This is a genomic window from Mesonia ostreae, from assembly GCF_031845265.1.
GTDB lineage: Bacteria > Bacteroidota > Bacteroidia > Flavobacteriales > Flavobacteriaceae > Mesonia > Mesonia ostreae.
The window spans coordinates 35515-62120 of sequence record NZ_JAVRBG010000011.1 but is presented as its reverse complement, the minus strand read 5'-3'; the positions used below and the strand labels follow the sequence as shown (position 1 = coordinate 62120).

Genomic DNA, 26606 nt, shown 5'->3' with positions numbered 1-26606 from the left:
ATTATTATGAAAAACCAATCTATACCAATTCGCTTCGGATTGTTAATAGCAGCAGCTTTAATTATTTATTTTTTACTCTTGTCCTTATTAGATTTACACACTAAACCTATTTTTAGTTTATTCAATGGTGTAATTACTGGTGCTGGTATATATTTATGTATTAAAAGTTATTACGAATATAAAGGAGCAAAGTTTAAATACCAGAAAGGATTTATGGCAGGTCTTGTTGCTGGTTTTTTGGCCACCTTTATTTTTACTTTATTTTTTGGGATTTATGCCACTAATTTTGATGATACTTTCCTTAGTGAAATTTTAAAAGGTTGGCAAAATGATAACAATACAAGCGTTGCGATGTTACTTTTCGTGGTGGCAACCATGGGGTTTGCTACTTCATTAGTGTTTACACTTTCTTTTATGCAGCTTTTTAAAACGAGTTGGAACACCAAGAAAACCAATGAAAAAATAGCCGGTCGATAGGTTTATTCACACAAAAAAGCGAAAGCTGCTTAGAAAATAGTTTTTCCTTTTTAGAATCTCTTGTAATTTTATATATAATAGATTTGTGGGTTAAAGATTTATAGGTATATTTGCATCCATTTTAAACAAAATTTTTAATAAAATTACGCTATGTACGCAATTGTAGAGATAGCAGGGCAGCAATTTAAGGTTGCAAAAGACCAAAAAGTTTTTGTTCATCGTTTAGCAGGAGAAGAGGGAGATTCAGTATCTTTCGATAAAGTTCTTTTAGCAGGAAACGGAGATGACATTACTTTAGGCGCCCCGGCTATAGAAGGAGCTCTTGTTGGAGCCAAGATTACACGTCACCTAAAAGGAGATAAAGTAATCGTATTTAAAAAGAAAAGACGTAAAGGTTACCGTGTAAAAAATGGTCACCGTCAATCTTTAACAGAAATTGTTATCGGTGATATTTCTCTTAAAGGAGAAAAGAAAACGGAAACGAAAAAGAAGGAAGAAAAGCCTAAAGAGGACAATGATTTAAGCAACCATACTGTGGCAGAGCTTAGAGAAATGGCCAAAGAAAAAGGCTTAGAAGGTTACTCTTCTTTAAAGAAAGCAGAGCTAATTGAAGCTCTAAGTAAATAATAACTTTTAAAATTATAAACCTATGGCTCACAAGAAAGGAGTTGGTAGTTCTAAAAACGGTAGAGAATCAGAATCGAAACGTTTAGGCGTTAAGATTTTTGGTGGACAAGCTGCTATTGCAGGAAATATCATCGTAAGACAAAGAGGTACTGCACATAATCCTGGGGATAATGTGTATGCAGGAAAAGACCATACATTACACGCCAAAGTTGACGGTGTTGTAAAATTTGCAAAAAAAGGAAATAACAAATCATACGTTTCTATTGAACCGTTTGAAGCTTAGTATTTTCTTTATAGGATAAAAAACCTTCAGTTTTTGCTGAAGGTTTTTTTATGCGTTAAGTTCAAAGTCTTTTTTAAACTAAAAAATCCCTTCAAGATTGCTTGAAGGGATTTTTGTATTTGGTGTTATACCATTTAATTAATATCTGTAATATTCTGGTTTGTAAGGACCTTTTACTTCCACTCCAATATATTCTGCTTGCTCTTGAGACAAATCAGTAAGCTCTACTCCAATTTTTTCTAAGTGTAATTTTGCTACCTTTTCATCTAAGTGCTTAGGCAGCATATAAACTTCATTTTTATACTTATCAGTATTTTTCCAAAGCTCAATCTGCGCTAAAGTTTGATTAGTAAATGAGTTACTCATCACAAAACTAGGATGACCAGTAGCGCAACCAAGATTCACCAATCTACCTTCTGCCAATAAAATAATATCTTTTCCATTAACGGTATACTTATCAACTTGAGGTTTAATCTCATCTTTGGTATCGCCAAAGTTGTCATTTAACCAAGATACGGCAATTTCATTATCAAAGTGGCCAATATTACAAACGATGGTCTTGTCTTTCATCGCTTCAAAATGTTCTCCTCTTACAATGTCTTTATTTCCGGTAGTAGTAATAACGATATCTGCTTTAGATAATACGTTTTCTAATTTCTTTACTTCAAAACCATCCATTGCAGCTTGTAAAGCACAAATAGGATCAATTTCTGTTACCGTTACAATAGAACCAGCTCCTTTAAATGAAGCAGCAGTACCTTTACCAACATCACCATAGCCACAAACCACTACGCGTTTTCCTGCGAGCATCACATCGGTAGCACGGCGAATTGCATCTACAGCACTTTCACGACATCCATATTTATTATCAAATTTAGATTTGGTAACTGAATCGTTAACATTAATCGCTGGCATAGGAAGCGTTCCGTTTTTCATACGCTCATACAAACGGTGAACACCAGTAGTAGTTTCTTCAGAAAGGCCTTTAATATCTTTTGCCATTTCTGGATAACGGTCTAAAACCATATTGGTCAAATCTCCACCATCATCTAAAATCATATTTAAAGGCTTGCGATCTTCTCCAAAAAATAATGTTTGTTCAATACACCAGTCAAATTCTTCTTCGGTCATCCCTTTCCAAGCATAAACTGAAACACCACTATCTGCAATGGCAGCAGCAGCTTGATCTTGGGTAGAGAAAATATTACAAGAGCTCCAGGTTACTTCAGCTCCCAAAGCGGTAAGTGTTTCAATTAAAACCGCAGTTTGAATCGTCATATGTAAACATCCAGCAATTCTTGCTCCCTTAAGAGGTTGCTCGTCTTTGTATTCTTCTCTTAAAGACATTAATCCTGGCATTTCTGCTTCAGCAAGCTCCATTTCTTTTCTACCCCATGCCGCTAGAGAAATATCTTTAACTTTATATGGTGTGTATGTTACCGTTTTCGTACTCATATTCTTATATTTGTTATTAAGCAATTTTGTCTTACAAAAATACATAATATCTACTTAAACCCATGGCTCTTTACAAAACAATAACAATTGATGAATCTACTAAAGTTCTCATTTGGAAGATAGAAGAAAGTTTTGAGTGGCTTAGTAATGGTATTCAATTAACCTCACATTGCCAAAATCGAGTAGATGGTATGAAAAGCGACCTCCATCGTAGAGGTTTTATGAGTATTAGACATTTATTGGCTGCGGAAGGCTATACAGATCATGATTTGTATTATGATGATAACGGAAAGCCTCACCTTAAAGATGGCAAACATATTTCCATTACACATTCATTTACCTTTGCAGGAATTATCATAAGCGATAAACCCATTGGTATTGATATAGAAAAGCAGCGGGAGAAAATCATGAAAATTGCGCACAAGTTTACGCCGCTTAAAGAATACCGTACGATGGCAAACGATGAAGCCATCATAAGAAAGCTAACTATTGTTTGGGGGGCAAAGGAATCTATTTATAAATGTATGAGCATTCCTGGATTGCTGTTTTTGCATCATATATATATAGAAGATTTTGATTTTGATCAAAGTAAAACTACAGCCAAAGTAAATTATAAGGGAAAAGAAGAAACCTTTATTATTGATTATCTAGAATTTGAAGGTTTTACCTGTGTTTATGCTCTACCTCTACAAAAGAAATTCAAATGAAAATGGCACCAGACCAATTATATAGAGAAATTATAGGAAGGGAACGCAGCTTTGCTATTCTTATTGATCCAGATAAGGTAGAGAAGCAAGAGATTATTTTGCTTCTAAAAGATATTCCTTCTTTCACAACTCATCTTTTTGTTGGAGGAAGCACAGTTAAGTCAGGAAAATGTGAGCGGGTAGTTAAAGAATTAAAAAAACATTCTTCACTTCCTATTATTTTATTTCCTGGAGATTATTCTCAAGTAACTCCAGAAGCAGACGGAATTTTATTTCTAAGTTTAGTTTCAGGAGAAAATCCAGAATACCTTATAGGACAGCAAATTAAATCCGCGAAAGCGATAATAGCTAGTAAGTTAGAAGTCATTTCTACCGCTTATGTTTTAATTGACGGGGGAAAAGAAACCGCCGTACAACGCGTAAGTGAAACCTTACCCATCCCACAATTGGAAGTAGAGAGAATTGTTTCTATTTGCTTAGCAAGCCAATTGGCAGGAAAAAAAATAATTTATTTAGAAGCGGGAAGTGGTGCGCTTATTTCGGTTCACCCGAATATTATTCAAGCTGTAAAAAAAGAAGTAAATTTACCAATTATTGTAGGCGGAGGATTACGAACCGAAAAGGAAATAGAGGCGTGTTATCAAGCCGGAGCCAATTTGGTCGTGGTAGGTACCGCTTTTGAAGAAGAATTTAAACAGAAATCCCATGAAAATATCAGTAGAGTTAACACTTACTCCAATTCAAGATGAGTACGAGCCAGCGATTATCAATTTTATCGATGCGCTGAGAGAATCAGGTTTAGAAGTACAAGAAAACCCTTTAAGCACGCAAGTCTATGGAGATTATGATGAGGTGATGAAGGTTTTGAATAAAGAAATGAAAGAAGCACTAGATGCAGTAGAACGCGGACTTATCTATATGAAAATTGTAAAATCTGATCGTCGCGATTATGAGCCCCATTTTTGATTGGCTGCTTTCTCAATATCGTGGAGTAGACACACACCTTATAGTTTTAGAACTGTTTGGTGTTTTTTTTGGCGTGCTAAGTGTGCTTTATTCTAAAAATAACAATATTCTAGTTTATCCTACAGGAATTGCCAGCACCTTATTATACGTGTATATTTTATTTGTATATGGTCTGCTGGGGGATATGATAATTAATGTATATTATTTTAGTATGAGTGTGTATGGCTGGTATGTATGGACTAGAAAAGTAGATGAAAAACACCTTACGCCTATCACCAAAGTAACCAATAAAGAAAACAAAATTCTTGCAGCTATATTTATAGGAAGCATGATTTTAATAGGGATAGTCTATCAAATATTTGATAAATGGCAAGGCTGGCCGTCTTATGTAGATATTATTACGACCGCTTTCTTTTTTGTAGGAATGTGGCTCTTGGCTAAAAAGAAAATTGAAAATTGGATTTATTTACTTATCGGAAATATAATTTCAGTTCCTTTGTATTTCTATAAAGGACTTAGCTTTAGTGCGTTTTTATATGTCTTTTTAATAATAATAGCTGTTTTAGGATATTTCTCATGGAAGAAACTCTTGTTCAAAAAGATTCAGACGGTTTAAAAATTGTGGTCTACGGGCCAGAATCTACAGGAAAAACTACTTTGGCTATACAACTGGCGAAGCATTTTAATACCCAATGGGTGCCAGAATTTGCTAGAGATTATTTACAGGAAAAGTATGATAATTGCAGCGAAGCATGTGAGCAAAAAGATTTAATTCCTATTGCCAAGGGACAAATAGCTTCAGAAAACCGATTGGCAAAAAAAGCAAATAAAGTATTGTTTGTAGACACCAATGTGCTTCAAACCTATACTTATGCAAAGGTGTATTATGAGGGTTTTACCTCTAAAGTTTTTGAAGAGATCATCAAAGCGCATCAATATGATTTATATTTGCTCACGTATATAGATACGCCGTGGGAAGAGGATGATTTAAGGGATAAACCCGAAGAAAGAGAATATATGTACGAGATTTTTGAAGCTTCGTTAAAGGATAACCAACAGCCTTATGAAGTTTTAAAAGGAACAAAACAGCAACGCTTACAGAAAGCAATTGCAATAGTAGAAAATTTATTGAAAGAGTATGGAAAGTAAGATGTGGACTGGCGACGATCTTTTGCAGATGAAAGCAAAAGGCATAAAAAAAGAGCAAGTAGAAAAACAATTGAAAGAATTTGAGAAGGGAATCGCCTTTGAGAATTTGAAAGCGCCAGCAAGTATAGGGAGCGGTATTATCAAATTAGAAGAAAATAAGCTTCAAAGTTGGATGAATCGTTTTGAAAAGTCTTCCGTAAAGAAAATGAAGTTTATTCCCGCCAGTGGGGCAGCAACACGAATGTTCAAGAACCTATTTTTCTTTTTAGACGAATTTGATTCTCAAAAAGAGAATCTACAAGAATTTATTGCCAGAACAGAGAAAAATGAACTAACTAAATTTTTTCAGCAGCTAGAAAGTTTACCTTTTTATAAGGAAGTGATGAATTTTCAGCAATTAGAAAAGGAAACAGTTCTAGATCAACTAGCGGTTTCATTTGTTCAAAACCTATTGGATGAAGATAAATTAGGCTATGGAAGTTATCCTAAAGGTTTAGTTCCTTTTCACAAATATGAAGATGAAATTTTAACCGCTTTTGAAATTCATTTTTTGGAAGGGATGAATTATTCACAAAATGACGATGTAGCTCATTTGCATTTTACGGTAGCTAAAAAGCATTTAGAAAAATTTAAAAAAGCTCAAACTCAGATAGAGAAGAAATATCCAAAAAATGATTTTTGTGTAGCTTATTCGTATCAGCAAGAAAACACAGATACTTTGGCGTCTACAAGAGACAATCAACCTTTTCGGGAGAAAAATGGAAGCTTATTATTTAGGCCCGGAGGGCACGGTGCTTTAATTGAAAATCTTAACCAAGTAGAAGCCGACGTTGTTTTTATTAAAAATATAGACAATGTATGCGTGCACGAATATTTAAATGAGATTGTAGAGTATAAAAAAGTTCTTGGCGGAATTTTATTAGAAATTCAAGAACAAGTCTTCCAAGTTTTAAAGAAAATAGACGCCGAAAATCCTGAAGCTTTAACCGAAGCGAATGAGATGTTGTCCTCATGTTTTCATTCCGAAGAGAAAATTAAAAGCTTTACGGAAGCAAAAAAACTTTTAAACCGACCTATTCGTGTGTGCGGAATGGTTAAAAATGAAGGTGCTCCCGGCGGTGGTCCATTTTGGGTTTTAGATCATCAAGGAAAAGCATCTCTACAAATAGTAGAAAGTGCACAAATTGACCATACTAATCAAAGCCAGCAAGATATTGCTGCCAAAGCAACGCATTTTAATCCAGTAGATATAGTATGCGGAATTAAAGACTATCAAGGTGAAAAGTTTAATTTATTAGATTTTGTAGACGCTTCAAAAGGCTTTATTTCAGAAAAATCTAAAGATGGACGAGCTTTAAAAGCTTTGGAACTTCCTGGTTTATGGAACGGAGCCATGGCGCATTGGAACACTATTTTTGTCGAAGTACCTTTGGTTACTTTTAATCCAGTAAAAACGGTGGTTGACTTATTAAAACCATCCCACCAACCTCAAATTTAAAATGGTTTCTAAAGAAAAACTCCTTAAAGAAGTAGACTTTAAAGCGGTGCTTAGCGGTGGTCCTGGCGGCCAACACGCCAATAAAACAAGTACAAAAGTAGTGCTGAGCTGGAATATGAACAATTCTCAACTCTTTACGGAAGAAGAAAAAGAACGTTTACTGAGTAAATTATCTACTAAGTTTACTAAAGAGCAAGTGCTTCAGCTTTCTTCAGATCACAGTAGAAGTCAGCATAAAAATAGAGAAGTAGTCATTAAAAAGTTTCTAAAACTTATAGAGAAAGGTCTGCATATACCGCGAAAGCGAAAAAAAACAAAGCCGAGTAGGGCCTCGACAAAGAGACGATTAGAAAATAAAAAGCGAAAATCGCAGATAAAAGACAATCGAAAAAAACCCAAATGGTAGCTTTTAGGTTTAAAAGTGTGTAAAAATTCTACAGTCACCTGTGGAATTTTTTTATTTCCACAGTTTTTATATAAATTTTTGAGATGTAGATTTTGGTTGTGAGGTTGCTTACTCGTTTAAATTTAATATTAAAATGTATTTGGTTAATTTTGGCATAATTTTCCCACTTATCATAATAATTAGTTAATTAACCACTTAGCTAAAATTATTAACCCAAAAAACTACCCAATATTATGAAAAAATTAATGTTTACGTTTGCTTGTCTCGCCATTTTTGGAACAGCTACAGTTAGTGCACAAGTTTCGCAAAGTGATAAAGAACTTATTACAGATAAAGTAGTAGAAGGCTTTTCAGAAATGGAAACTAGTAAGTTGCCTAAAAATATAAAGAATGATGTTCAAGAAGATTTTTCTAAAGCTGAACTAAAGAATGTATACAAGAATAAAAAAGGACAATATATGCTAGTATTTCTTGATGATGAATCTAATTCTTCTAAAGTAGTATATGCAAACACTAGAAGAGGAATTCTTAGTAGATAATATTCTACCACTAACAATATATAGAATTTAAATTATTACAGAAAATGTTTCAAAGTTAGTAAATTAACTATTTAGTTACTTAATTTACTCCCTTATGAAATGGGAAAAGGCCCTTTATTTTAGAGGGTCTTTTTTTATGATATATTTGAGACAGACTATACAGCTTATTGGTAAATTTGTAAAAAATACTTTTTGTGGAACATATTTTAATCGTAGAAGATGATTTAGCATTTAATAAAATGCTAGAAACCTTTTTAAGAAAGAAGGGCTACCATGTATCGGCATGTTCCAATAGTGAAGATGCTATTAAAAAGCTGAGTGCTTCTACATTTCAAGTGATTTTAGCAGATGTTAGATTGCCAGAAAAAGAAGGTACTGTCTTGCTAGAAATGGTACGAGATAAGAAATTGCCCACAAAAGTGATTCTAATGACGGGTTATGCTGAGGTTAGCAAAGCGGTGGAGGTGATTAAGAATGGCGCTTTTGATTATATTTCAAAGCCGATCAACCCAGAGCAAATGCTAAATCTGATTCAGAAAGCAATCTTGGCTTTGAAGGAAGACTCTATTGTAAAAAAGAACTCAAAATCTCCCGAAAAACCTATAGAAGAATCTGCTGTAGAAAAAGAAGCGAGCAATGGTTATGTGGCAGGAGTAAGTGAAGCCGCTAACAAATTAGGCGATTACATTAAATTGGTTGCTCCTACTGATATGTCTGTATTGATTATTGGAGAAAGTGGGACAGGAAAGGAATATGTCGCTAAAAGAATACATGAAAAGAGCAAGCGTAAGGGGAATGTTTTTATTGCTGTAGATTGCGGAGCCATTCCTAAAGAAATCGCTTCTAGTGAATTTTTTGGACATGTTAAGGGATCTTTTACAGGCGCTATTAATAATAAAATAGGTCATTTTGAAGCGGCAAATCATGGAACATTGTTTTTGGATGAAATTGGAAATTTAAGCTACGATTTACAAATGCAATTGCTACGTGCACTCCAAGAAAGAAAAGTAAAGCCAGTAGGAAGTAATAACGAAATAGAGGTAGATATTAGGGTAATTACAGCCACGAATGAAGATTTGGGAAAAGCGGTAGAGTTGGGTGATTTTAGGCAAGATTTGTTTCATCGTCTTAATGAATTTTCTATTCAGGTGCCACCGCTTAGGCAGAGAACAGAAGATTTGCTACTGTTTGCCAATTATTTTTTAGATAAAGCGAATGAGCAATTGGGAAAAGAGAGTTTAGGATTTTCTGATGAAGCTTTGGTGGTTTTAAAAAATTACGATTGGCCTGGAAATTTGAGAGAATTACAAAATAGTGTTAAACGTTCTGTCTTGCTATCGGAAACCAGAGAAATCGAAAAGAAAGATTTGCCAGAAAATATCGTAAACCATACATCAAAAGCTTCTTCTTATAAGTTATTTAAAAATCAAAATGAAGAACAATTAATTTTAGATGCTCTAGAAGAAGCGGGAGGAAATAAGAGCAAAGCAGCAAGAATTTTGGATGTAGACCGCAAGACGCTTTATAACAAGCTAAAACACTATAATATAGAGCTTTAAATTTCCTTTTTAATTTCTTCTATTAGATTTAGTAAAGCTTCTTTTCCCTGCTCTAGCAATAACATCGCTTCTTCTACTTCTAGATTATTAGTTTCTTGCTGTTCTAGCTTTTCAAAAAAACCAACTACTTTTTCGGCTTTTAACTGGCGTAACATGGGTAAAATTTTGTGAGCGATAAAAGCAATTTGTGAAAGATCAACTTGCGCAGATGCTTTATCTAGGGCTTCTAAATTTTGTTGAGAACCTTCTATAAAACTGGTTAAAATTACTTTTAGAAATTCTTCATCTCCTTCAGTAAATCTATGTAATTCTGACACATCATAGGTTTCAGAAATTCTAACGGGTTTCTTTTTCGCAAATCTTAGAGAGGTTTCTAAGTCTAATATATGGGCAATTTCTAAGTAAAGTTCATTCGCTTTAAAGGGTTTTATAAAATTTGTGGTAAAGCCTTTTTTATAGTAAACATCTTCGGGCAAATCTGTTTTTCCTGATAGGGAAATAATGGGTAGGGTTTTGTATTTTGGATTCTTCCGAAGTTTTCTAATTAGTTTAAAACCGTTTATTTTTGGCATCTGAATATCGGTAATCACCAAATCAAATTTTTGTTTTTTTAGTATCTGTAGGGCTTCTTTTCCGTTTTTGGCAGTGGTTACTTTAAACCCAGCTTGAGAAATCACTTCTTTGGTGAGCATTAATTGCGAGTGCTCATCGTCAACAATTAAAATACGTAGTCCTTGAGTGTTTTTGATATAAATTTCTTCGGTTTCGATTTGAGTTTGTGAAGTGGTTTCTACAGGAAATTCAATATAAAAAGTGGTGCCTTGGTTTTGTTCACTTTCCAAACGAATTGTTCCCCTAAGTAAATCGATAATTTTTTTGGTAATTGCTAGGCCTAAACCAGAGCCACCATATTCTTTTTCGATTCTTGAGTCGGCTTGAGAAAACTCTTCAAAGATATTTTTTTGTTGTTCTCTAGAAATGCCAATTCCAGTATCACTAATTTCTATACAAAGCTTTTTTATTTTTCTCGTGGTTGATGTAATGGAAGCCTTAATGGTAATACTACCAGCTTCCGTGAATTTATAGGAATTCCCTAACAAGTTGGTAAGCACTTGCTGAATTCTAAAAGGATCGCTCTTAAAAGTTTCCTCAGTAGTTTTGTCTAATGAGGTATGGATTACTACATTCTTTTTTATAATTGCCGGGATGCTAGCTTGGATACTGTCTTCTATTATGCTTTTAGGCTGAAAGGGAAGGCTCTCAATTCTCATTTTTCCTGCTTCTAATTTAGAGAAGTCTAAAAGATCGTTGACCAAATGCAAGATATAAGAAGAAGATTTTTTAAGATGATCCAAATGGTATTGTTGCTTATCAGATAACGGCGTTTTCTTCAATAAATCGGCATAACCCATAATTGTATTTAAAGGCGAGCGTAAATCGTGAGTTACCGTAGCCATAATTTGTTTTCTCCTTTTGAGTAAAAATTCCGCGTAAGCTTTACTTTTTTCCAACTCTTCCTTATAGCGTTGACTGCTATTGGTATCTTTAATAATGAGAACAACAAAAAATATAATAGTAAGCAAACAGGCAATTCCCAATACAGCGATGATTGTTGCGGTTTCTTCTATTACAGCACTAGAATTATTTACCTGTAAAACCGATTGTTGGATTTGCTCGCGCTCCATTTCGGCTCTAATTTTTCTCAATTGCGAAGAAAGTTCTTGATCATTTTTAAGAAGCTTGTTTTCTTTTTGAATTACTTCTTTTTGATATCTTTTTTCCTCCAACTCAAGCTCACTTAACACCGTCTTTACAGTGTTGATTAATGAGTCTGCCGACTGTTGCGTTAATCTTTGTGCATTATCTTGCTTAGCATATTCAAACCATTTCACCAGCGCGCGTCTAGCTTCGGGATTATAATTTTTAAAAAGTTCATTGTAATTATCCTCCTCAAACAAATAGTTTACTTTTTCAAGATTTTTTAGCACGCGATCATAATAATTCTCACTAGAATTATTTTCTCTTATTTTTAAAAGTTCGAGTAGGTTTTGCTCTTTAAGAAGTAGGAGATTTTGCAAACTATCGAGTTCATTGATTATGTCGTTTTCCTCATAAACTCGTTGTAAATTTTTTATAAGAGTGGAAATAGTGTCTAACTGTTGCTTAAATTGAGGTAAGTTTTCTGGTTTTTGGTTTTGAATAATATCTCTACTAATAGCCTCGGCTGTGTAAACATTTGTTACAGCCTCATTCATAAGAAGAAGTTTTTGTTGATTTTCGTTGCTTAGTTTATTGGCGCTGTTTAAGCCAATCACATTGCTGTAGATGAACCATATAGATATAGCAGTAAAGGCAGTTAAAAGAAGATATCCAATAACAACTTTGAAGGTAATAGATCGTTTGGTGTTTCTAGGCATATTCAAAAATAAAGTCCTTTGCTTAAAAAGCACTTAAAATTATGGTAAATTAAAAAATAAGATTAATTTCGCAGTATATCTCAAAGGGGTGCCTTTTTAGGCTGAGATCATACCCAACGAACCTGGGCAGGTAATGCTGCCAAGGGAAATACAAAAGTTTGCTAGCGACTTTTGTAGTATGCGCTCCTGAATGACTTTTTATAAGTCTTCAGGATTTTTTATTTAATTTTAAACCAAAGAATAATCGCCCCTTTTATTCGTAAAAAATGTATTACGAATGAAAAATGTATTATTTATAGTGTCTCTTTTGTTTACGACACTGGTCTTTGCTCAAGACAAAATTGTTATTTCAGGAACTGTCGTTCAACACGCTAATGAGTTATCTAATGTAGCCGTAGAAATCATAGGAATCAACCAAGCTACAATTACCGATCTTAATGGAGACTTTAAATTTATTGTTTTTCCAGGAAATTATAAGCTTAAATTTACCCACGGAAATTCAAAAACCATAGCTGTAAAAGCGTTTAAAGATCAATATCTAAGGGTTGATATGTCTAATGAAGAAGAACAATTGGAAGAGGTTTTTCTTTCTTCCATTCGGGTATCTGCAGATTCTCCCATAACTTACACGAACTTAGGAAACGAGGAAATTTCGCAGCGAAATCTAGGTCAAGATATTCCAGTATTGATGAATTACCTACCTTCTGTTGTTACTACCACAGATGCTGGAAACGGCGTAGGCTATACCAGTTTACGCGTTCGCGGAAGCGATGCTACCAGAACCAATGTAACCATTAATGGTATTCCGTACAATGACTCTGAAAGTCAAGGTTCTTTTTGGGTTAATTTAGGAGATATTGCTTCTTCCGTAGAGAACATTCAGTTACAGCGAGGTGTGGGAACTTCTACCAATGGGGCAGGAGCTTTTGGCGCAAGTCTTAATATCCTGACAGACCGTTATAGTGAAAAAGCCTACGCAGAAATTTCTAACAGCTACGGCTCGTACAACACGCACAAACACACCGCAAAATTTAGTACAGGCTTGTTTAATGAGCATTGGGAATTTGCAGGAAGAGCTTCGCTTATTAAAAGTGATGGCTACATAGATCGCGCTGAATCTGAATTGAAATCTTACTTTTTACAAGCTGCTTATGTAAATAACAATACCTTGGTAAAAGCACTCGCCTTTGGCGGAAAAGAAAGAACCTATCAAGCTTGGTACGGGATTGAGCAAAAACAATTGGAAGAAGATAGAAGGTATAATCCAGCTGGAGAATATACCGATGAAGACGGCAATGTGAAGTATTACGATAATCAAACCGATAACTACCAACAAGATCATTACCAATTGCTTTGGGATCAAAAATACGATGCTAATTGGTCTTCAAATCTTGGTTTGCACTATACGATTGGGAAAGGATATTATGAAGAATACCAAGAAGCTGCCAATTTAGTAGATTTTGGTTTGCCCAATTTTACCGCAAATGGGGAAGACATAACAACATCAGATTTGGTGAACAGAACCTGGTTAGACAATCATTTTTATGGACTCACCTTTAACGGAACCTATAAGAATCAAAGAATGGAATTGATTCTTGGAGGAGGAATCAATACATACGAAGGCGATCATTTTGGAGAAGTTATCTATACGCGCTTTGCCCAAAATTTAGATCCAGATAGCGACTATTATTTTAATGTTGCCAATAAAACCGATTTTAATATCTACGGAAAAGCTACCATTGCTATTATTGAAAACCTTAAAGCGTTTGGAGATTTGCAATTAAGAACCCTTAACTATACCACTAGCGGTTTACTGGATGAAGGTGTAGATTTGGTCATAGATGATAGGTTTACTTTTTTTAATCCGAAGGCGGGATTGACGTATAAATTAAATCAAACCAATCAATTGTACGCTTCTTTGGCGGTGGCACATCGAGAACCTACGAGAACCGATTATAAAAATGCTCTTTTTAATGATGCCGATAAGCCAGAAGAAGAAAAACTAACCGATTATGAGTTGGGATACCGATTGAAAACGGAGAAATTTCAGCTTAATGCGAATCTCTATTATATGGATTATAAAAACCAATTGGTGTTAACAGGAGATATTGATAATTCTGGGGAACCGGTACGAGAAAATAGCGGAGATTCTTATCGTTTGGGATTAGAAATAGAAGCTTCTATAAAGCTATTGCCTACTTTAAGCATTCATTCCAATGTGGCCTTAAGCCGAAATAAAAACAGAGATTTTAAAACCAAATTTGATGGGGAATTACAAGATTTTGGAGATACAGATATTTCTTTCTCTCCAGAGATAGTAGCAGGAAATAGAATTAGTTATTCGCCCGTATCCAATTTGCAACTTAATTTTTTAAGTAAGTTTGTGGGCGATCAATATATGAGTAATATAGAGTCTAGAGCTTCTCTGTTAGAAAGCTATTTTATCAATGACCTTAGCATTCAATATGTGTGGAAAAAAACGACATTATTTAAAGAAATCGTTTTTACAGGAATGGTTAACAATATTTTTGATGTAGAATATATTTCTAACGGTTATTATTATTCTTTTGAAGATGATTACTCCAATCCTGGGACCATAAATACGGTGGAAGGTGCAGGATATTATCCGCAGGCTACGATTAACTTTTTGGCTGGGATTACTTTAAAATTCTAAGTTTTAGCCAATCTTGAAATTAAAAAAACGGTTTAGATTTCTCTAAACCGTTTTTTTTATACCTTTATAAGGCTAGCACAACCAGTTAATTATGAAAAAACTTACCTATTTGATTATTTTAATGTTCAGTTTTAAGGGGTTTGCCCAAGTAGCTCCGTTGCAAGATCATACGTGGTACTTAGAAAAACTGGTCATTAACGGCAATGATTTCCCACCACCTGCGGCTTATCAAAATTCTTACACTGTACTATTTGAGGACAATAGTCCTCATTGCTTATTTGGCGCTCCATGTTATTCATTATACACAGATTTAACTTACAATCAAAATCAAAGTTTTACTATCAATAACACGAATACTCCTCTAGATTGCGGCGAGATTCCACCATATGTTATAGATTTCGAAGAAATGTTTATGGATAATTTTACAAACTCAGGTTTACCAGGTTTTAATCCCTATGTCTACACTTTTAGTAATCAATCTACTTATATACAATTAACCATAACAAACGCTAATGGTGTTCAGGCTATTTATCGCAATGAACAATTGGCGGTTGGCAATAAAAAGGAAGTGGAGGTTACTCTTTTTCCAAATCCTGTGGGGAGTAAGTTTCAGTTGGAGATGGAGCAGGAAAAAAAAATAAGATCAGTTCGTATTTTTTCCGTTAACGGAAAAGAAATATTAAAATTTAATGAAGCTCAATCTTCTTATGATGTTTCACAGTTAAAACAAGGAATTTATTTCATACAAATAGAAACCGAAGAAAGAAAAAGTATCATTAAGCTAATGAAAGGGTAAATGCAGATCAAAAACCCTTGAAAGCTAATTTTTGAATGTATTACTTTTTAATACAATAAGAGAGAAGAAACATTAATTCCTTACGCTCAATAAACCATTTCCGCCTTGAACTACGCGGTAGCGATATAAGGGATATCTCAAATCATCTTCACCTTCAACTACTCCGCCTGTGTACAAGTCGTAGGTATTGCCTTCGCAACTGCAAAACATTTGAATCCCATCCAACTCCATCGCTACGCATTCATTTTTTCTGGGATGATTAGGATCTGCGGCATCAAAAGCGACAAAGGAGTCAGCGCCATTTTTCATAATTACGATACCTGCATTTCCGTAATTAGGAATATAAACAGGACTCGAAGGGAAATTAAGGCTATTGTATTGCGGTAAGCTTAAATCTATTTGAAAGTTGACATTCACATCCAGCAAATTGGGATTGTTATTAGGCGTATCATCACTGCTACAAGCTGTGATCACGGAAAGAAATAAAATTCCGATAAGGAGTTTTTTCATGAGAAAAGAGTATTTATACTGCAATTTAATATAATTGCTAAGCTTATTAAAATTTATTATCTTTGTTTGTTACAGGAATCCCATGTGAGTGGGATTTTTTTGTTATATAAACGATGAAGTTATGAGTAAAGTATCTTATTACACAGCAGAAGGTTTAAAAAGATTAAAAGACGAATTAAACCAACTAAGGGATGTAGAGAGACCAAATGCTTCTCAAGCCATTGCAGAGGCTAGAGACAAGGGAGATTTAAGTGAAAATGCCGAATATGATGCGGCCAAAGAGGCGCAAGGCTTGTTAGAGTTTAAAATTTCTAAATTGGAAGCGGTGGTTTCTAACGCAAGAATTGTTGATGAATCACAATTAGACACTTCAAAAGTCTTGATTCATAGTACGGTAAAAATAAGAAATACCAGCAATAAAATGGAAGTGACCTATAAGTTGGTGGCTCAAAGTGAAGCCGACTTAAAGTCTGGAAAAATCTCTGTAGATTCTCCTATTGGGAAAGGCTTATTGGGAAAAGTAGTAGGCGATAAAGCCGAAATACAAGTTCCTAACGGAACGATGACTTTTGAGATTCTTGAAATTTCTAGAGTTTAATACCATTTAAAATATGAATTCCAAAAGCAAATTTTTAAAATCATTAATACTAGTATCTGTTTTATTTTTTATAATAAGTTGCTCTTCTGATGATGAACATCAAGATCAAGATTATCCTGAAGGATATATTTTAAATTATAACGCCAAATTATCTAATACTGAGGATGTTTATGAAGTAAGTTTTTTAGATGATGACAATCCAGAAGAAAATAGTATTCTACATGAATTTGAAGTAGATGGAATTGAGCCAGATTCGATGATAGGAGCTGGTACATTTTTCGATATTGAAAATAACAGTGTTGGAGTTAAGTTTAGAGTACTATCTGGTGACATTAGTTTGTCAGCTTTTCAAATAGAAGTGAAAGAAAATAATCTTGATGGCGGGAATGTTTTAGGAGTTTATCAAGAGGAGTTAGATTCTATTTCAATTCCCAATGGATCATCTGCATATTCAAGTATAAAGATTCTTTTCAATACGGAAACAAAAAGTTTTACAAAGAATTTAGAATAAAAAACTCAGCAAAGCCTTTTCAAATTCTTGAAAAGGCTTTGCTGAGTTTTATGTGAAGGAATTAGTTTTTTTCAAACCTATACATCTTTTATCAATTCTTTAAAAAGTTGAATCATGTGGGGTTCTGCCTTTGCGGCCATCGCTATAATTTCTTTAATATTTACGGGTTTTAAATGGTCTGGATCGCATTCATCGGTTAATACCGAAACTGCTACAACGGGTAAATTTAGGTGATTGGCGACAATAATTTCGGGGACAGTGCTCATTCCAACAGCATCTGCGCCAATAATTTTTAAATACCGATATTCTGCCTTGGTTTCTAGTTGAGGCCCCAAAACTGAGACATATACACCTTCGTGCAAGGGGATGTTATTTTCTTTGGCGATTTGACGCAGTTTATCGCTCATTTTTTTATCATAAGGCTCGCTCATATCTACAAAACGTTCTCCGTATTCAGAAACGTCTTTAAAAGCAAGAGGAGAATCACCCAATAGATTGATGTGATCCTGTATAAGCATCATTTCTCCTTTCTTGAAGTTGAGGTTAATGGCTCCTGAAGCATTAGAAACCAAGAGTTTTTTGATTCCTAACTGATGCATAATTCGTACAGGAAAAGTAACTTCCTTTAGGTTGTAACCTTCATAAGAATGAAATCTACCTTGCATCACAACTACTGTTTTTCCTTCTATAATTCCGTAAAGAAGTTTTCCTTTATGAAACTCTACCGTGGCGGTAGGAAAATGCGGAATGTCATTATAATTTACTTCGTGAATAATTTTCATCTCCTCCAAAAGCTTTCCTAAACCGGTTCCTAGAATGATGCCTATTTCGGGATTTTCAAATCCTTTTTTTCTTAAATAATTTGTGGTTTCCTCTATGTATTGCATTTTATAATAGATTCATTAGTTCTGGATGCTTTTGCATATCTTCATATTCGTCAATATCATTAAGCGTCTCGAGCAAAGTTACCGTTTTATCGCCTATACTTTCTAAAGTGTTTTCTAATACACTTGGAGTGCTCCATTTTTTGTTTTTAAAGATTTCTCTTCGGAAGTTTTTCATGCCTAATAAATAGTAGCCGCCATCTTCTGCTGGTCCTAGCACAAAATCGGTTGTATCTAGCTTTTTAAAAGCATCCTCAATACGCGTTGTGTCAATTTCCAGCAAATCACTTCCTACAATAAGAATCTTATCGTAGTTTTCCTGAAATCCTTCCGCGAAAGCGTAAGACATACGCGCTCCTAAATTTTCACCTTGCTGAGCTTTTTTTGTATAATATTTAGAGTCCCAAATATCATTTTCTATAGGTTTGGTGGCGTACCAAACTTGCTTGTCTGCATCTACATTTTTAGTAACATTTGCGGTATGTTGTAGCAAATAGCGATACACTTCTAGTGCTTTTTGATCTCCTATTTCTTTGGCAAGACGGGTTTTACATTTTCCTAGTTCTGGATGTCTCGTAAATAGTATTAGTAAGTTTTTTGACATTTAAAATACGGGTTTTCCTAGGTGTAAATAGCGGCTCCATTTTTTATTGTAGGTATGAACGCTATCTGTAGGTTGAGATTTAAGATTGTAGACTTTATAGCCTTTATTTTTCCATTCTAATATGCCTCCGTATAAATTCTTTACGTTTGGGTAGCCTGCTTCTTTTAGCTTTTTTCCTATAATTTCGGAACGTACTCCAATGGTGCAATAAATGATAAGACATTCTGTTTTAGAAGGTATTCTTTTTTGAATCTGCTGAAGATTAAATTCTTTATGCCCTGCAAAAATCGCATTGGGAAGATGACTTACTTGATATTCTTCTATTTTTCTGGCATCAAGAATATACGTCAAATTAGATTTTTTTAATTCCGTTTTAAGTTCTTTGACGCTGATATAGGGAACACTTTCGTCATTATGCTTTTGTAATACGTGTTGAAATTCTTGTTGTGCTGCACAAAAATAAGAGGAGAGGAATATAAAACTTAAGAGGAATTTCATGAACTTATTTTACTTTTTTCACAAATTTTAGAGGAAAATGTCTGTCTTAGTCTTCTAAGAGGGAAGATATTGAAATTTAATTTACTTTGAGGAAGTTAAGCTAAAAAATAAATGATATATTTATAGAACCCCGAATTAGTAACTTCTTTCTTTTTAATTAGGCAGCTGGTTTTAATACAGATATGTTAAAACTCTTGAATAATTGAAAGGAAGTTTAAAAGAACCTTCTTATTCATGGGCACAAAATCAAATTTTCCTACATCTTGGTTGACCATCCGACCTAAAATTATTGGGGTAGCTGTTTTCTTAGCTACTTTACTCCTATTTTCCCTTATTATTTATCAGGAATATTCTTTATCTAAAGATGATGAAAAGCAAAAAGAGACGGAGGTTTTGGCTGTGATAGAGCAAAATATAGAGCAGTCTTTAAAAAATAGTTATATGGCAGCTTTAACGATAGCCTTAACCATAGATGATGAAGGAAAACCTCATAATTTTGAACAGATTGCTGGAACAATTCTTTCTAAAAATCCTACGATTGGTAGTGTGCAATTAGTACCTAACGGAATCATATCTTACGTCTATCCTTATAAGTCCAATCAAAAAGCTTTAGAGCTAGATATACTAAAGGATTCTTACTCTAAAGAGGAGGCAAATGAAGCTATCATGGACAGAAATATGCGTTTTGCTGGGCCTATAAAATTAAAGCAAGGAGGAGAGGTAGTGGTAGGAAGGTTGCCGATTTTTATTCAAAATAAATTTTGGGGTTTTTCTGTAGTTATTATGGATATGAAGGATTTTCTTGCAAATGCGGGGATAGATCAGTTTACAGAAATGGGATTTAAATTTAAATGGTCTAAGCACAAAACAAATTCTTCTCAAGAAACTTTTTTCTATGGCGAAACGAATTCCTACGATGTTAAACAAGCCAGTAAGGTTTACATAAAAGATGGGAATTGGAGTATTTATATTTATTCTACAAATAAAGAGCACCTGCTTTTATCTTTATTACCCTTATTAATTGTCGCCCTACTTATTTCTATATTAATTGGTTTCTTCACGTGTAATTTTTTACAGCAACCTTTGAGACTTCAAAGAGAACTGGAGGCGCAGGCCGTCCAACTTTTTAATTCTGAGCAAAAATTCGAAACTATTTTTAATTTAGCACCCATAGGGATTGTACATGTATCTGCAGAAAATTTCAAATTTATTACTGCGAATGAGTATTTTTTAAACAAGTTAGGTCTTAGTTTGGAGGAATTAAAAAAAATTACTTTTGATGCTGTTTGGCGAGAACCAGAAGATTTAACAAAATTGTTGGAAAGAGGTGGAAGAGTAGAAACCGATTTCATACATACAAAAGAAGATGATACTAGTTTAAGGGTAAAAATCACTTGGTTAAAAAATAAAAATAAGCCCAATTATATTTTCACTGTAGACGATATCACGGAAAGATATAAAACCCAATCTGATTTGGCAGAACTGAAATCTAGGATGGAAATGGCTGCTCAAATTGCACAATTAGGATATTGGGAATGGAATGCAGACACCAATGAAATTTTATGGACTGATGCTATGTATGAGATTTGTAAAGTCTCAAAGGATACGAAATTAACAGCAGAGTTTGTGTTTTCAAGAATTCATCCTTCAGATGTGGGGCGTTATATAGAATGCTCTAAATTGCTGCTTAACGGAAAAGATTGTAAGCCGTATGAGATTAGAATTTTAGCGCCAGATGGGACTTATATTTACGTCTTAGGTCATTTTGAAAGTGAAAAAAATAGCGAAGGAAGATTAGCAAAGATTAAAGGTACGCTCATAGATATTAGTGGTGAAAAAAGAATAAAGGAAGAGTTGAATCAATCTTACGATATGGTTTTAAATCAAAACCAGCGATTGATTAATTTCTCTTATATTGTATCTCATAATTTAAGATCCCATGCGAGTAACATTCAATCTTTAGCGCATTTACTTTTTGAAATGGATCATACCCAAGAGCAAAAAGAAATGTTCAATATGTTAGATTCTGTATCTAAAGCTTTAGATGAAACTCTGTTCGATTTAAATGATGTAATCAATATCCAAAATAACGTTCAGATATCTATAGAAAATATTTTAGTAAAAAATTATATAGAACGTGTATTAAAATCTCTCCAAATAGAAATTTTTCAAAAAAATGCGCAAATTCATATAAATGTACCTGCAGAAACGAAGATTAATTTTAATCCTGCATATTTTGAGAGTATCTTATTTAACTTTATGTCCAACAGTCTTAAATATTGCCACCCAGAGCGTAGTCCTATAATTCATTTAGATTATTTGGTGTTAAAGGATAGATTTGTTCTTCAAATTAAAGATAATGGTATAGGTATTGATCTCGAAAAAAATGGAGATAAGTTATTTGGAATGTATAAAACATTTTCAAAAAATGCTGACTCTAAGGGATTGGGACTGTTTATAAGCAAAAGTCAAATGGAAGCTTTAGGAGGTGAAATTACCGTGGAAAGCGAATTAGGAAAAGGAAGTATATTTAATTTATGTTTTAATTAAACTATGAATATTTGTATAATAGATGATGATAAAATTTATCAATTTCTTTTAAAGAAAACGATTCATATAATACGTGAAAGTATTTCTGTGCATTCCTACTATAATGGAGAAGAAGCACTTCGTGATTTTCAAAAAATAGATTCTATTTGTGATATTATATTTTTAGATCTCAATATGCCCAAAATGGATGGCTTAGAGTTTATGGAAGCCTACCAACAATTAAGTAAATCTATCACAGTGACTCCCAAGATATACGTCGCCACTTCTTCCATTTCAGAAAAAGATAGGTTAGAAGTAGCTTCTTATGGAATGGTAAAAGGCTACCTTGTGAAGCCAATCACCTTAGAAATGGTACAGGAAATTCTAAAATAAATCTGATTAAATTCACTTCTATATAGATAAAGTGTAATTCTTACCGCAAAATTTAACACTTCATTTTAAAAATTAAGTCACTGTTATTGAGTTACTTACAATTAATATTAAAAATTTTATTAAATTAATGTAATATTTTTGTCTTTTATCGTCTAAAAGGAGCGTTTTGTCGTATATATTTATGGTCTCGTGATACTTACAGAATTATATGGCCTAATCTAATTTTAGACGAATATGAAAAAATTACTTTATCCACTATTTTTACTACTTACCTTAATTGGGAAAGGCCAAAGTATTAGCATTGATCAAAATAATAATCCAGAAGATTTAGTAAATATTCTATTAGATAATGCGTGTGTAGACATAGCCAACAGTACAGTTTCTTCTTTACAATCAGTTTCTTATTTTAACAACAATTCGGGTGAATTTCCTATTTCAGAAGGAGTTATTATAAGAAACGGAAATGCAAGTTTTAGTGCCGGGAGTTACACGGGCGAAAACTTAAGTTCTCAAGAAAATAACAACAGCGATGTATATTTGGCTCAGTTAAATAATGCCTCTGGACAGACTTCAGAAATTACAGATGTTGCTTTTCTTGAGTTTGAATTTACTCCTCTTTCTAGTACCTTTAGTTTTGACTTTCTATTTGCTTCTAATGAATATGGGCAATGGCAATGTGTTTCGAGTGATGTTTTTGCCTTCTTGTTAACCGATTTAACTACAGGAGTAAGTACGAATCTCGCGGTAATTCCGCAAACGCAGACACCCGTTTCGGTTAAAAATATTAAAGATCACGCATATAATAATTCTTGTCTTTCAGATAACGCTTCTTTTTTTGACGTTTATAATGTCAACCAACCACAGCAATCTACGGTTAATATGCGAGGCTATACACAAGTGATGAATGCTTCGGCACAAATTACACCCGGTAATACCTATAAAATTAGATTGGTGATTGGAGATTCTACGGACTCTAATTTTGATTCTGCTATTTTTCTTGCCGCGGGTAGTTTTAATGCCAATGTAGATTTAGGAGAAGATTCTAGAATTTGTCAAGGTGGAGAAAAAACACTTTCCACAGGTCTAAGTACGCAAGAATATTCTCATATATGGAAAATGGATGAGTTTGTGATTCCTGGTCAAAATGGGAACTCATTAACAGTTAGTAATCCAGCAACCTATAGTGTTGTTGTTTCAGAAAATAATTCGGGTTGCGTATTAACCGATGAAATTATTTTATCAGAGATTTCTGTTCAAGCTCCAGAAGATCTTAATGTTTGTTACGAAGATTCTGGAGATTACACCTATAATTTATTAGAGAATTCTTACGAAGATTTGGATATTTCTGCAGAAGCCTACGAGATAGTTTATTATGCTTCTCAAGAAGATTTAAATAATAGTAACCCGATTCCTACGAACCAAATTGGTAGTTACAACGGGCAAGAAAATCAGATAATTTATATTAAATTAATCTCCTTAGATGCCAATTTGTATTGTGACGAAGTATATAGCTTTCAACTCCTTGTTAATGATCCCATCGTTTTAAATGTTCCAAATATTGAATTGTGCGATAATCCTAATGCAGAGATTATGGTAGACTTGAATCAAAATAATTTTAGTGTGGTCACCAATTCAGACGATTACTTCTTTTTCTTCTACACTTCTTATATGGATGCTCAAAATGATTCTAATCCTATCGAAAACCCAGGAGAGTTTCTACCTACCTTTATTAATGATTCACAAACTATTTGGGTAAAGGTAGAAGACAGAGATATGCCCAATTGTTTTCAAATAGACAATTTTGATATCATAGTAAATCCGTTGCCATTGGTAGATCAAATCGAAAATGTAATTGAGTGTAGTGAATATATTTTGCCACCCATTACACACGGTAACTATTATACAGATTCACAAGGAACAGGAGAAATGTTGTTTGCTGGAGATATAATAGACGAAGAAGGAACCTATTATATTTATAACGGTCCAGATGCCAATGGCTGTTCTAATGAAACTAGTTTTACCGTAATTTTAATAGAGTTATTTAGTATCAAAGAGAATTATTGCGGTCAAATGATAGTTCATAATCCAACAGCGGGAAACTTTTATACCGAACCAGGCGGACCTAGTGGAAACGGAGAAATTATTACTCAAGGAACTACCTATATGACTAATCAAACCCTTTATTTCTATGCGGAAGTAAATGGAGTTTTTTGCAAAGAAGAGGCTTTTCCTGTAAATATCTTACCATTACCGCCAGTAGACACTCCGTTAGAGGTGGTGACGTGTAATTCTTATACTTTACCCGTATTAGAAAACGGAATGTATTTTACACAATCTGGGGGAACGGGAACTCAAAAATATCCGGGAGATGCCATTTCTAGCTCGCAAGCGCTATTTGTCTTTAATGACGATGGCACCTGTACCAATGAGCACAGCTTCCAAGTTTATATCACACCAGATTTTCAAGATTTGATTATCTGCGGAACTTACAACCTACCTAGTCTAGAAATTGGTGGTTATTTTACACAACCGGGAGGAAATGGCGAGTCGATTCCAGAGGGAGAAGAGATCATTGCCTCGCAAAATATTTATTATTACGCCCAAACAACTACGACTCCTAATTGTACAGAAAATGAGCATTTTTATGTAGACATTAGACCCATTCCGCCAGTAGATAGTCTTGAAGATGTGTTGGTTTGTGTAAACGATATTTTTGTATTGCCCAGTATCGTAAACGGACAATTCTTTACGGAGCCGAATAGAGAAGGAGATCAGCTTTTTGAAGGTGACGCTATCGCGGAAACTGCTACGATTTATATTAATAATTTAGAAAATTCTTGTACCAATGAAACTTCTTTTATGGTAGAAGTACTAGAATTGCCTCCTATAGAAAACTTTACAGATGTTTATTCATGTGAAGCTTACGAATTATCTGCTTTAGCCAACGGAAGTTATTACACCTTGCCTAATGGCGGCGGCCAACAACTCTTTCCAGGAGATTTGATAAGCAATACCCAAGAAATCTTTATTTATAATTCTTGGCCACAACTTGACACGTGTGATAATCAAGATTCTTTTACCATTTACATAGAAGGTATAGATTTGGGAGAATTTGAAGATGTAGCAGTTTGTGACACCTATATTTTACCAACTTTACAAGCTGGGAAATATTTCACACAAAGTGGAGGAGAAGGGAATCAGCTGCAAGCAGGATTGGCAATTAACACCTCACAACAAATTTTTATTTATGCCATAAACGGCGATCGTTTTACCTGTGAAAGCGAGGCAAGTTTTCACGTAGAAGTTACCCCAACACCTAGTTTAGAAGAGTTTGAAACTATTGAATCTTGCGGTAGTTTCGATTTATCGCTAATTAGTTTAGAAAACGCAGAGATTAGTTTTTATAGTGCTCCCAATCAGCAAGGTTTATTACCTTCAGAAGAAATGTATTTTAAAGCACCAGGAACGTATACTGTTTATGCATACGCTTCCGCGGAAGCAAACTCTGCATGTGGTGTAGAAAAAATGATAGAAATTATCATCTATCCATCTTTGCCACTCTACATTAGTGACGCTGTAATTTGTAAAGATCCTAAAACTGAAGAAGTGATTTCCTCTGCATTTCTAGCATCGGGATTGCCAGAGAGTGAGTTTGAAGTTTATTGGTATTTTGAAGGAAATTTAGTGCATACGGGAGAAAACTATGAAACTAGTCAAACTGGTGAATATACGGTTCAAAGTGAAGTATTATATCCAATATCGGCATCTGATTGTGGGTATAAAACCACTGTTGTAAAAGTGACTGCATCTAGTAAACCAATAATTAAAACCAATATTACAGAGCCTTTTAAGGATGTCGCTGTGATTCACGTGACTGTGGTAGATGCCATAGGGGAAATGGAATATCAATTGAATAACGGTGCATTTCAAGAAAGCAATGAGTTTTACGATGTTGCCTCTGGGGTGCATACGATTACAGTACGCGGAATAGAAAATTATTGCGGCGAAACCACAAAAGAAGTAGAAGTGATCAAATACCCAAAATTTTTCACCCCAAATTCTGACGGAGTTAATGATTTTTGGAATATAAAAGATCTAAAAGAACATCCCGAAGCCCAAGTATATATTTTTGATAGATTCGGAAAATTGATAACCACGTTAAGTCCTAGAAAAAGAGGTTGGGATGGCTCTTTAAATGGAAAGAATTTGCCTTCTAATGATTACTGGTTTCAGGTAGTTTTCACCCAAGATGGGAATCAAAAAGCTTTCAAATCTCATTTTACTTTGAAGCGTTAGTTTTTTAGAATTAGCTTTATAATGAAAATAAAAGAGGTTGTCTAAAAAGTCAATTTCTATCAACCTGAACTTGATTCAGGTTCTCATACTGATTTGTGAATCAATATAGTGAGACTCTGAAATAAATTCAGAATGACAGTCTTCAAAACTTTTTAGACAGCCTCCTTTGTATTTTAGTTTGTCTTATCACCTTGAGCAATATAGTCGAAGGCTTTTTCTTTAACCTATCC

At 34.1% G+C, this 26606-nt stretch carries 25 protein-coding genes; 19 read left to right on the top strand and 6 right to left on the bottom strand.

Features of this window, described 5'->3' with window-relative positions:
• Positions 1-6: 6 nt before the first annotated feature.
• The 3 genes from RLT85_RS11525 to rpmA all read left to right on the top strand — a co-directional run bounded on the left by RLT85_RS11525 (position 7) and on the right by rpmA (position 1387).
• Positions 7-477, top strand: coding sequence for a DUF4199 domain-containing protein (locus tag RLT85_RS11525; protein ID WP_311402204.1), 471 nt, complete (start codon positions 7-9; stop codon positions 475-477).
• Between the two features lie 150 nt (positions 478-627).
• Positions 628-1104, top strand: coding sequence for a 50S ribosomal protein L21 (gene rplU, locus RLT85_RS11520; RefSeq protein WP_311402203.1), 477 nt, complete (start codon positions 628-630; stop codon positions 1102-1104).
• Between the two features lie 22 nt (positions 1105-1126).
• Complete coding sequence (rpmA, locus tag RLT85_RS11515) at positions 1127-1387, top strand: 50S ribosomal protein L27 (protein ID WP_308865676.1); 261 nt, start codon at positions 1127-1129, stop codon at positions 1385-1387.
• Between the two features lie 138 nt (positions 1388-1525).
• Here rpmA and ahcY read toward each other — a convergent pair whose 3' ends face one another.
• On the bottom strand, positions 1526-2842 hold the full coding sequence (gene ahcY, locus RLT85_RS11510; RefSeq protein ID WP_311402202.1) for an adenosylhomocysteinase: 1317 nt from the start codon (positions 2840-2842) through the stop codon (positions 1526-1528).
• 62 nt (positions 2843-2904) lie between these two features.
• Between ahcY and RLT85_RS11505 the strand changes: the two genes are divergently transcribed.
• From RLT85_RS11505 to RLT85_RS11465, 9 genes are all read left to right on the top strand, one after another.
• On the top strand, positions 2905-3549 hold the full coding sequence (locus RLT85_RS11505; protein ID WP_311402201.1) for a 4'-phosphopantetheinyl transferase family protein: 645 nt from the start codon (positions 2905-2907) through the stop codon (positions 3547-3549).
• Positions 3546-4298, top strand: coding sequence for a phosphoglycerol geranylgeranyltransferase (locus tag RLT85_RS11500; protein WP_311402200.1), 753 nt, complete (start codon positions 3546-3548; stop codon positions 4296-4298). The genes RLT85_RS11505 and RLT85_RS11500 overlap by 4 nt, the downstream gene beginning before the upstream one ends.
• The gene (locus tag RLT85_RS11495) at positions 4255-4515 is read left to right on the top strand and encodes a thiamine-binding protein (RefSeq protein ID WP_311402199.1); all 261 of its coding nucleotides are present in this window, start codon (positions 4255-4257) and stop codon (positions 4513-4515) included. The genes RLT85_RS11500 and RLT85_RS11495 overlap by 44 nt, the downstream gene beginning before the upstream one ends.
• Entirely contained in the window at positions 4499-5131 is a 633-nt protein-coding gene (gene pnuC, locus RLT85_RS11490; RefSeq protein ID WP_311402198.1) for a nicotinamide riboside transporter PnuC, read from the top strand. Before RLT85_RS11495 ends, pnuC begins: the two co-directional genes overlap by 17 nt.
• Positions 5092-5664, top strand: coding sequence for an AAA family ATPase (locus RLT85_RS11485; RefSeq protein ID WP_311402197.1), 573 nt, complete (start codon positions 5092-5094; stop codon positions 5662-5664). Before pnuC ends, RLT85_RS11485 begins: the two co-directional genes overlap by 40 nt.
• The gene (locus RLT85_RS11480) at positions 5654-7162 is read left to right on the top strand and encodes a DUF4301 family protein (protein ID WP_311402196.1); all 1509 of its coding nucleotides are present in this window, start codon (positions 5654-5656) and stop codon (positions 7160-7162) included. The genes RLT85_RS11485 and RLT85_RS11480 overlap by 11 nt, the downstream gene beginning before the upstream one ends.
• A gap of 1 nt (position 7163) precedes the next feature.
• Positions 7164-7568, top strand: a complete 405-nt coding sequence (gene arfB / locus RLT85_RS11475) for an alternative ribosome rescue aminoacyl-tRNA hydrolase ArfB (protein ID WP_311402195.1) — start codon at positions 7164-7166, stop codon at positions 7566-7568.
• Positions 7569-7801: 233 nt separating this feature from the next.
• Complete coding sequence (locus tag RLT85_RS11470; RefSeq protein WP_311402194.1) at positions 7802-8107, top strand: hypothetical protein; 306 nt, start codon at positions 7802-7804, stop codon at positions 8105-8107.
• Between the two features lie 194 nt (positions 8108-8301).
• Positions 8302-9666, top strand: coding sequence for a sigma-54-dependent transcriptional regulator (locus RLT85_RS11465; protein WP_311402193.1), 1365 nt, complete (start codon positions 8302-8304; stop codon positions 9664-9666).
• Here RLT85_RS11465 and RLT85_RS11460 read toward each other — a convergent pair.
• Complete coding sequence (locus RLT85_RS11460) at positions 9663-12083, bottom strand: hybrid sensor histidine kinase/response regulator (RefSeq protein ID WP_311402192.1); 2421 nt, start codon at positions 12081-12083, stop codon at positions 9663-9665. The two genes, RLT85_RS11465 and RLT85_RS11460, sit on opposite strands and share 4 nt — an antisense overlap.
• A 277-nt stretch (positions 12084-12360) precedes the next feature.
• Here RLT85_RS11460 and RLT85_RS11455 point away from each other — a divergent pair, with 277 nt between their 5' ends.
• Together RLT85_RS11455 and RLT85_RS11450 are read left to right on the top strand one after the other, a co-directional pair.
• On the top strand, positions 12361-14757 hold the full coding sequence (locus RLT85_RS11455; RefSeq protein ID WP_311402191.1) for a TonB-dependent receptor: 2397 nt from the start codon (positions 12361-12363) through the stop codon (positions 14755-14757).
• A 91-nt stretch (positions 14758-14848) separates the two neighbouring features.
• The gene (locus RLT85_RS11450) at positions 14849-15553 is read left to right on the top strand and encodes a T9SS type A sorting domain-containing protein (RefSeq protein WP_311402190.1); all 705 of its coding nucleotides are present in this window, start codon (positions 14849-14851) and stop codon (positions 15551-15553) included.
• Positions 15554-15625: 72 nt separating this feature from the next.
• Here RLT85_RS11450 and RLT85_RS11445 read toward each other — a convergent pair whose 3' ends face one another.
• A complete protein-coding gene (locus tag RLT85_RS11445) occupies positions 15626-16063 on the bottom strand; it encodes a Rieske (2Fe-2S) protein (protein WP_311402189.1) in 438 nt (145 codons plus the stop codon).
• Between the two features lie 121 nt (positions 16064-16184).
• Here RLT85_RS11445 and greA point away from each other — a divergent pair, with 121 nt between their 5' ends.
• Both greA and RLT85_RS11435 read left to right on the top strand, forming a co-directional pair.
• A complete protein-coding gene (gene greA / locus RLT85_RS11440; RefSeq protein WP_311402188.1) occupies positions 16185-16661 on the top strand; it encodes a transcription elongation factor GreA in 477 nt (158 codons plus the stop codon).
• A gap of 13 nt (positions 16662-16674) precedes the next feature.
• Positions 16675-17172, top strand: coding sequence for a hypothetical protein (locus RLT85_RS11435; protein ID WP_311402187.1), 498 nt, complete (start codon positions 16675-16677; stop codon positions 17170-17172).
• A gap of 77 nt (positions 17173-17249) precedes the next feature.
• Here RLT85_RS11435 and RLT85_RS11430 read toward each other — a convergent pair whose 3' ends face one another.
• Genes RLT85_RS11430 through RLT85_RS11420 form a run of 3 tightly spaced genes read right to left on the bottom strand, consistent with a single transcriptional unit; the run spans position 17250 to position 19158 of the window.
• A complete protein-coding gene (locus tag RLT85_RS11430; RefSeq protein WP_311402186.1) occupies positions 17250-18059 on the bottom strand; it encodes a purine-nucleoside phosphorylase in 810 nt (269 codons plus the stop codon).
• Position 18060: 1 nt separating this feature from the next.
• Positions 18061-18660, bottom strand: coding sequence for a TIGR04282 family arsenosugar biosynthesis glycosyltransferase (locus RLT85_RS11425; RefSeq protein ID WP_311402185.1), 600 nt, complete (start codon positions 18658-18660; stop codon positions 18061-18063).
• Positions 18661-19158, bottom strand: coding sequence for a rhodanese-like domain-containing protein (locus RLT85_RS11420; protein WP_311402184.1), 498 nt, complete (start codon positions 19156-19158; stop codon positions 18661-18663).
• Positions 19159-19392: 234 nt separating this feature from the next.
• Here RLT85_RS11420 and RLT85_RS11415 point away from each other — a divergent pair, with 234 nt between their 5' ends.
• From RLT85_RS11415 to RLT85_RS11405, 3 genes are all read left to right on the top strand, one after another.
• Positions 19393-21708 carry a sensor histidine kinase gene (locus RLT85_RS11415; protein WP_311402183.1) on the top strand — a complete coding sequence of 772 codons (2316 nt, stop codon included), beginning with the start codon at positions 19393-19395 and terminating at the stop codon, positions 21706-21708.
• A 3-nt stretch (positions 21709-21711) separates the two neighbouring features.
• Positions 21712-22080 carry a response regulator gene (locus RLT85_RS11410; RefSeq protein WP_311402182.1) on the top strand — a complete coding sequence of 123 codons (369 nt, stop codon included), beginning with the start codon at positions 21712-21714 and terminating at the stop codon, positions 22078-22080.
• Between the two features lie 234 nt (positions 22081-22314).
• The gene (locus tag RLT85_RS11405) at positions 22315-26376 is read left to right on the top strand and encodes a T9SS type B sorting domain-containing protein (RefSeq protein WP_311402181.1); all 4062 of its coding nucleotides are present in this window, start codon (positions 22315-22317) and stop codon (positions 26374-26376) included.
• The last annotated feature ends 230 nt before the right edge of the window (positions 26377-26606 follow it).

Bases quoted from the DNA above. Each gene is read 5' to 3' on its own strand.
- rpmA (WP_308865676.1), top strand. From the start codon at position 1,127: ATGGCTCACAAGAAAGGAGTTGGTAGTTCTAAAAACGGTAGAGAATCA.
- RLT85_RS11470 (WP_311402194.1), top strand. From the start codon at position 7,802: ATGAAAAAATTAATGTTTACGTTTGCTTGTCTCGCCATTTTTGGAACA.
- RLT85_RS11420 (WP_311402184.1), bottom strand. From the start codon at position 19,158: ATGAAATTCCTCTTAAGTTTTATATTCCTCTCCTCTTATTTTTGTGCA.
- RLT85_RS11505 (WP_311402201.1), top strand. From the start codon at position 2,905: ATGGCTCTTTACAAAACAATAACAATTGATGAATCTACTAAAGTTCTC.
- RLT85_RS11415 (WP_311402183.1), top strand. From the start codon at position 19,393: ATGGGCACAAAATCAAATTTTCCTACATCTTGGTTGACCATCCGACCT.
- greA (WP_311402188.1), top strand. From the start codon at position 16,185: ATGAGTAAAGTATCTTATTACACAGCAGAAGGTTTAAAAAGATTAAAA.
- pnuC (WP_311402198.1), top strand. From the start codon at position 4,499: ATGAGCCCCATTTTTGATTGGCTGCTTTCTCAATATCGTGGAGTAGAC.
- RLT85_RS11485 (WP_311402197.1), top strand. From the start codon at position 5,092: ATGGAAGAAACTCTTGTTCAAAAAGATTCAGACGGTTTAAAAATTGTG.
- RLT85_RS11525 (WP_311402204.1), top strand. From the start codon at position 7: ATGAAAAACCAATCTATACCAATTCGCTTCGGATTGTTAATAGCAGCA.
- RLT85_RS11495 (WP_311402199.1), top strand. From the start codon at position 4,255: ATGAAAATATCAGTAGAGTTAACACTTACTCCAATTCAAGATGAGTAC.
- RLT85_RS11455 (WP_311402191.1), top strand. From the start codon at position 12,361: ATGAAAAATGTATTATTTATAGTGTCTCTTTTGTTTACGACACTGGTC.
- RLT85_RS11445 (WP_311402189.1), bottom strand. From the start codon at position 16,063: ATGAAAAAACTCCTTATCGGAATTTTATTTCTTTCCGTGATCACAGCT.
- arfB (WP_311402195.1), top strand. From the start codon at position 7,164: ATGGTTTCTAAAGAAAAACTCCTTAAAGAAGTAGACTTTAAAGCGGTG.
- RLT85_RS11405 (WP_311402181.1), top strand. From the start codon at position 22,315: ATGAAAAAATTACTTTATCCACTATTTTTACTACTTACCTTAATTGGG.
- RLT85_RS11435 (WP_311402187.1), top strand. From the start codon at position 16,675: ATGAATTCCAAAAGCAAATTTTTAAAATCATTAATACTAGTATCTGTT.
- RLT85_RS11425 (WP_311402185.1), bottom strand. From the start codon at position 18,660: ATGTCAAAAAACTTACTAATACTATTTACGAGACATCCAGAACTAGGA.
- RLT85_RS11480 (WP_311402196.1), top strand. From the start codon at position 5,654: ATGGAAAGTAAGATGTGGACTGGCGACGATCTTTTGCAGATGAAAGCA.
- RLT85_RS11460 (WP_311402192.1), bottom strand. From the start codon at position 12,083: ATGCCTAGAAACACCAAACGATCTATTACCTTCAAAGTTGTTATTGGA.
- ahcY (WP_311402202.1), bottom strand. From the start codon at position 2,842: ATGAGTACGAAAACGGTAACATACACACCATATAAAGTTAAAGATATT.
- RLT85_RS11450 (WP_311402190.1), top strand. From the start codon at position 14,849: ATGAAAAAACTTACCTATTTGATTATTTTAATGTTCAGTTTTAAGGGG.
- RLT85_RS11500 (WP_311402200.1), top strand. From the start codon at position 3,546: ATGAAAATGGCACCAGACCAATTATATAGAGAAATTATAGGAAGGGAA.
- RLT85_RS11430 (WP_311402186.1), bottom strand. From the start codon at position 18,059: ATGCAATACATAGAGGAAACCACAAATTATTTAAGAAAAAAAGGATTT.
- RLT85_RS11410 (WP_311402182.1), top strand. From the start codon at position 21,712: ATGAATATTTGTATAATAGATGATGATAAAATTTATCAATTTCTTTTA.
- rplU (WP_311402203.1), top strand. From the start codon at position 628: ATGTACGCAATTGTAGAGATAGCAGGGCAGCAATTTAAGGTTGCAAAA.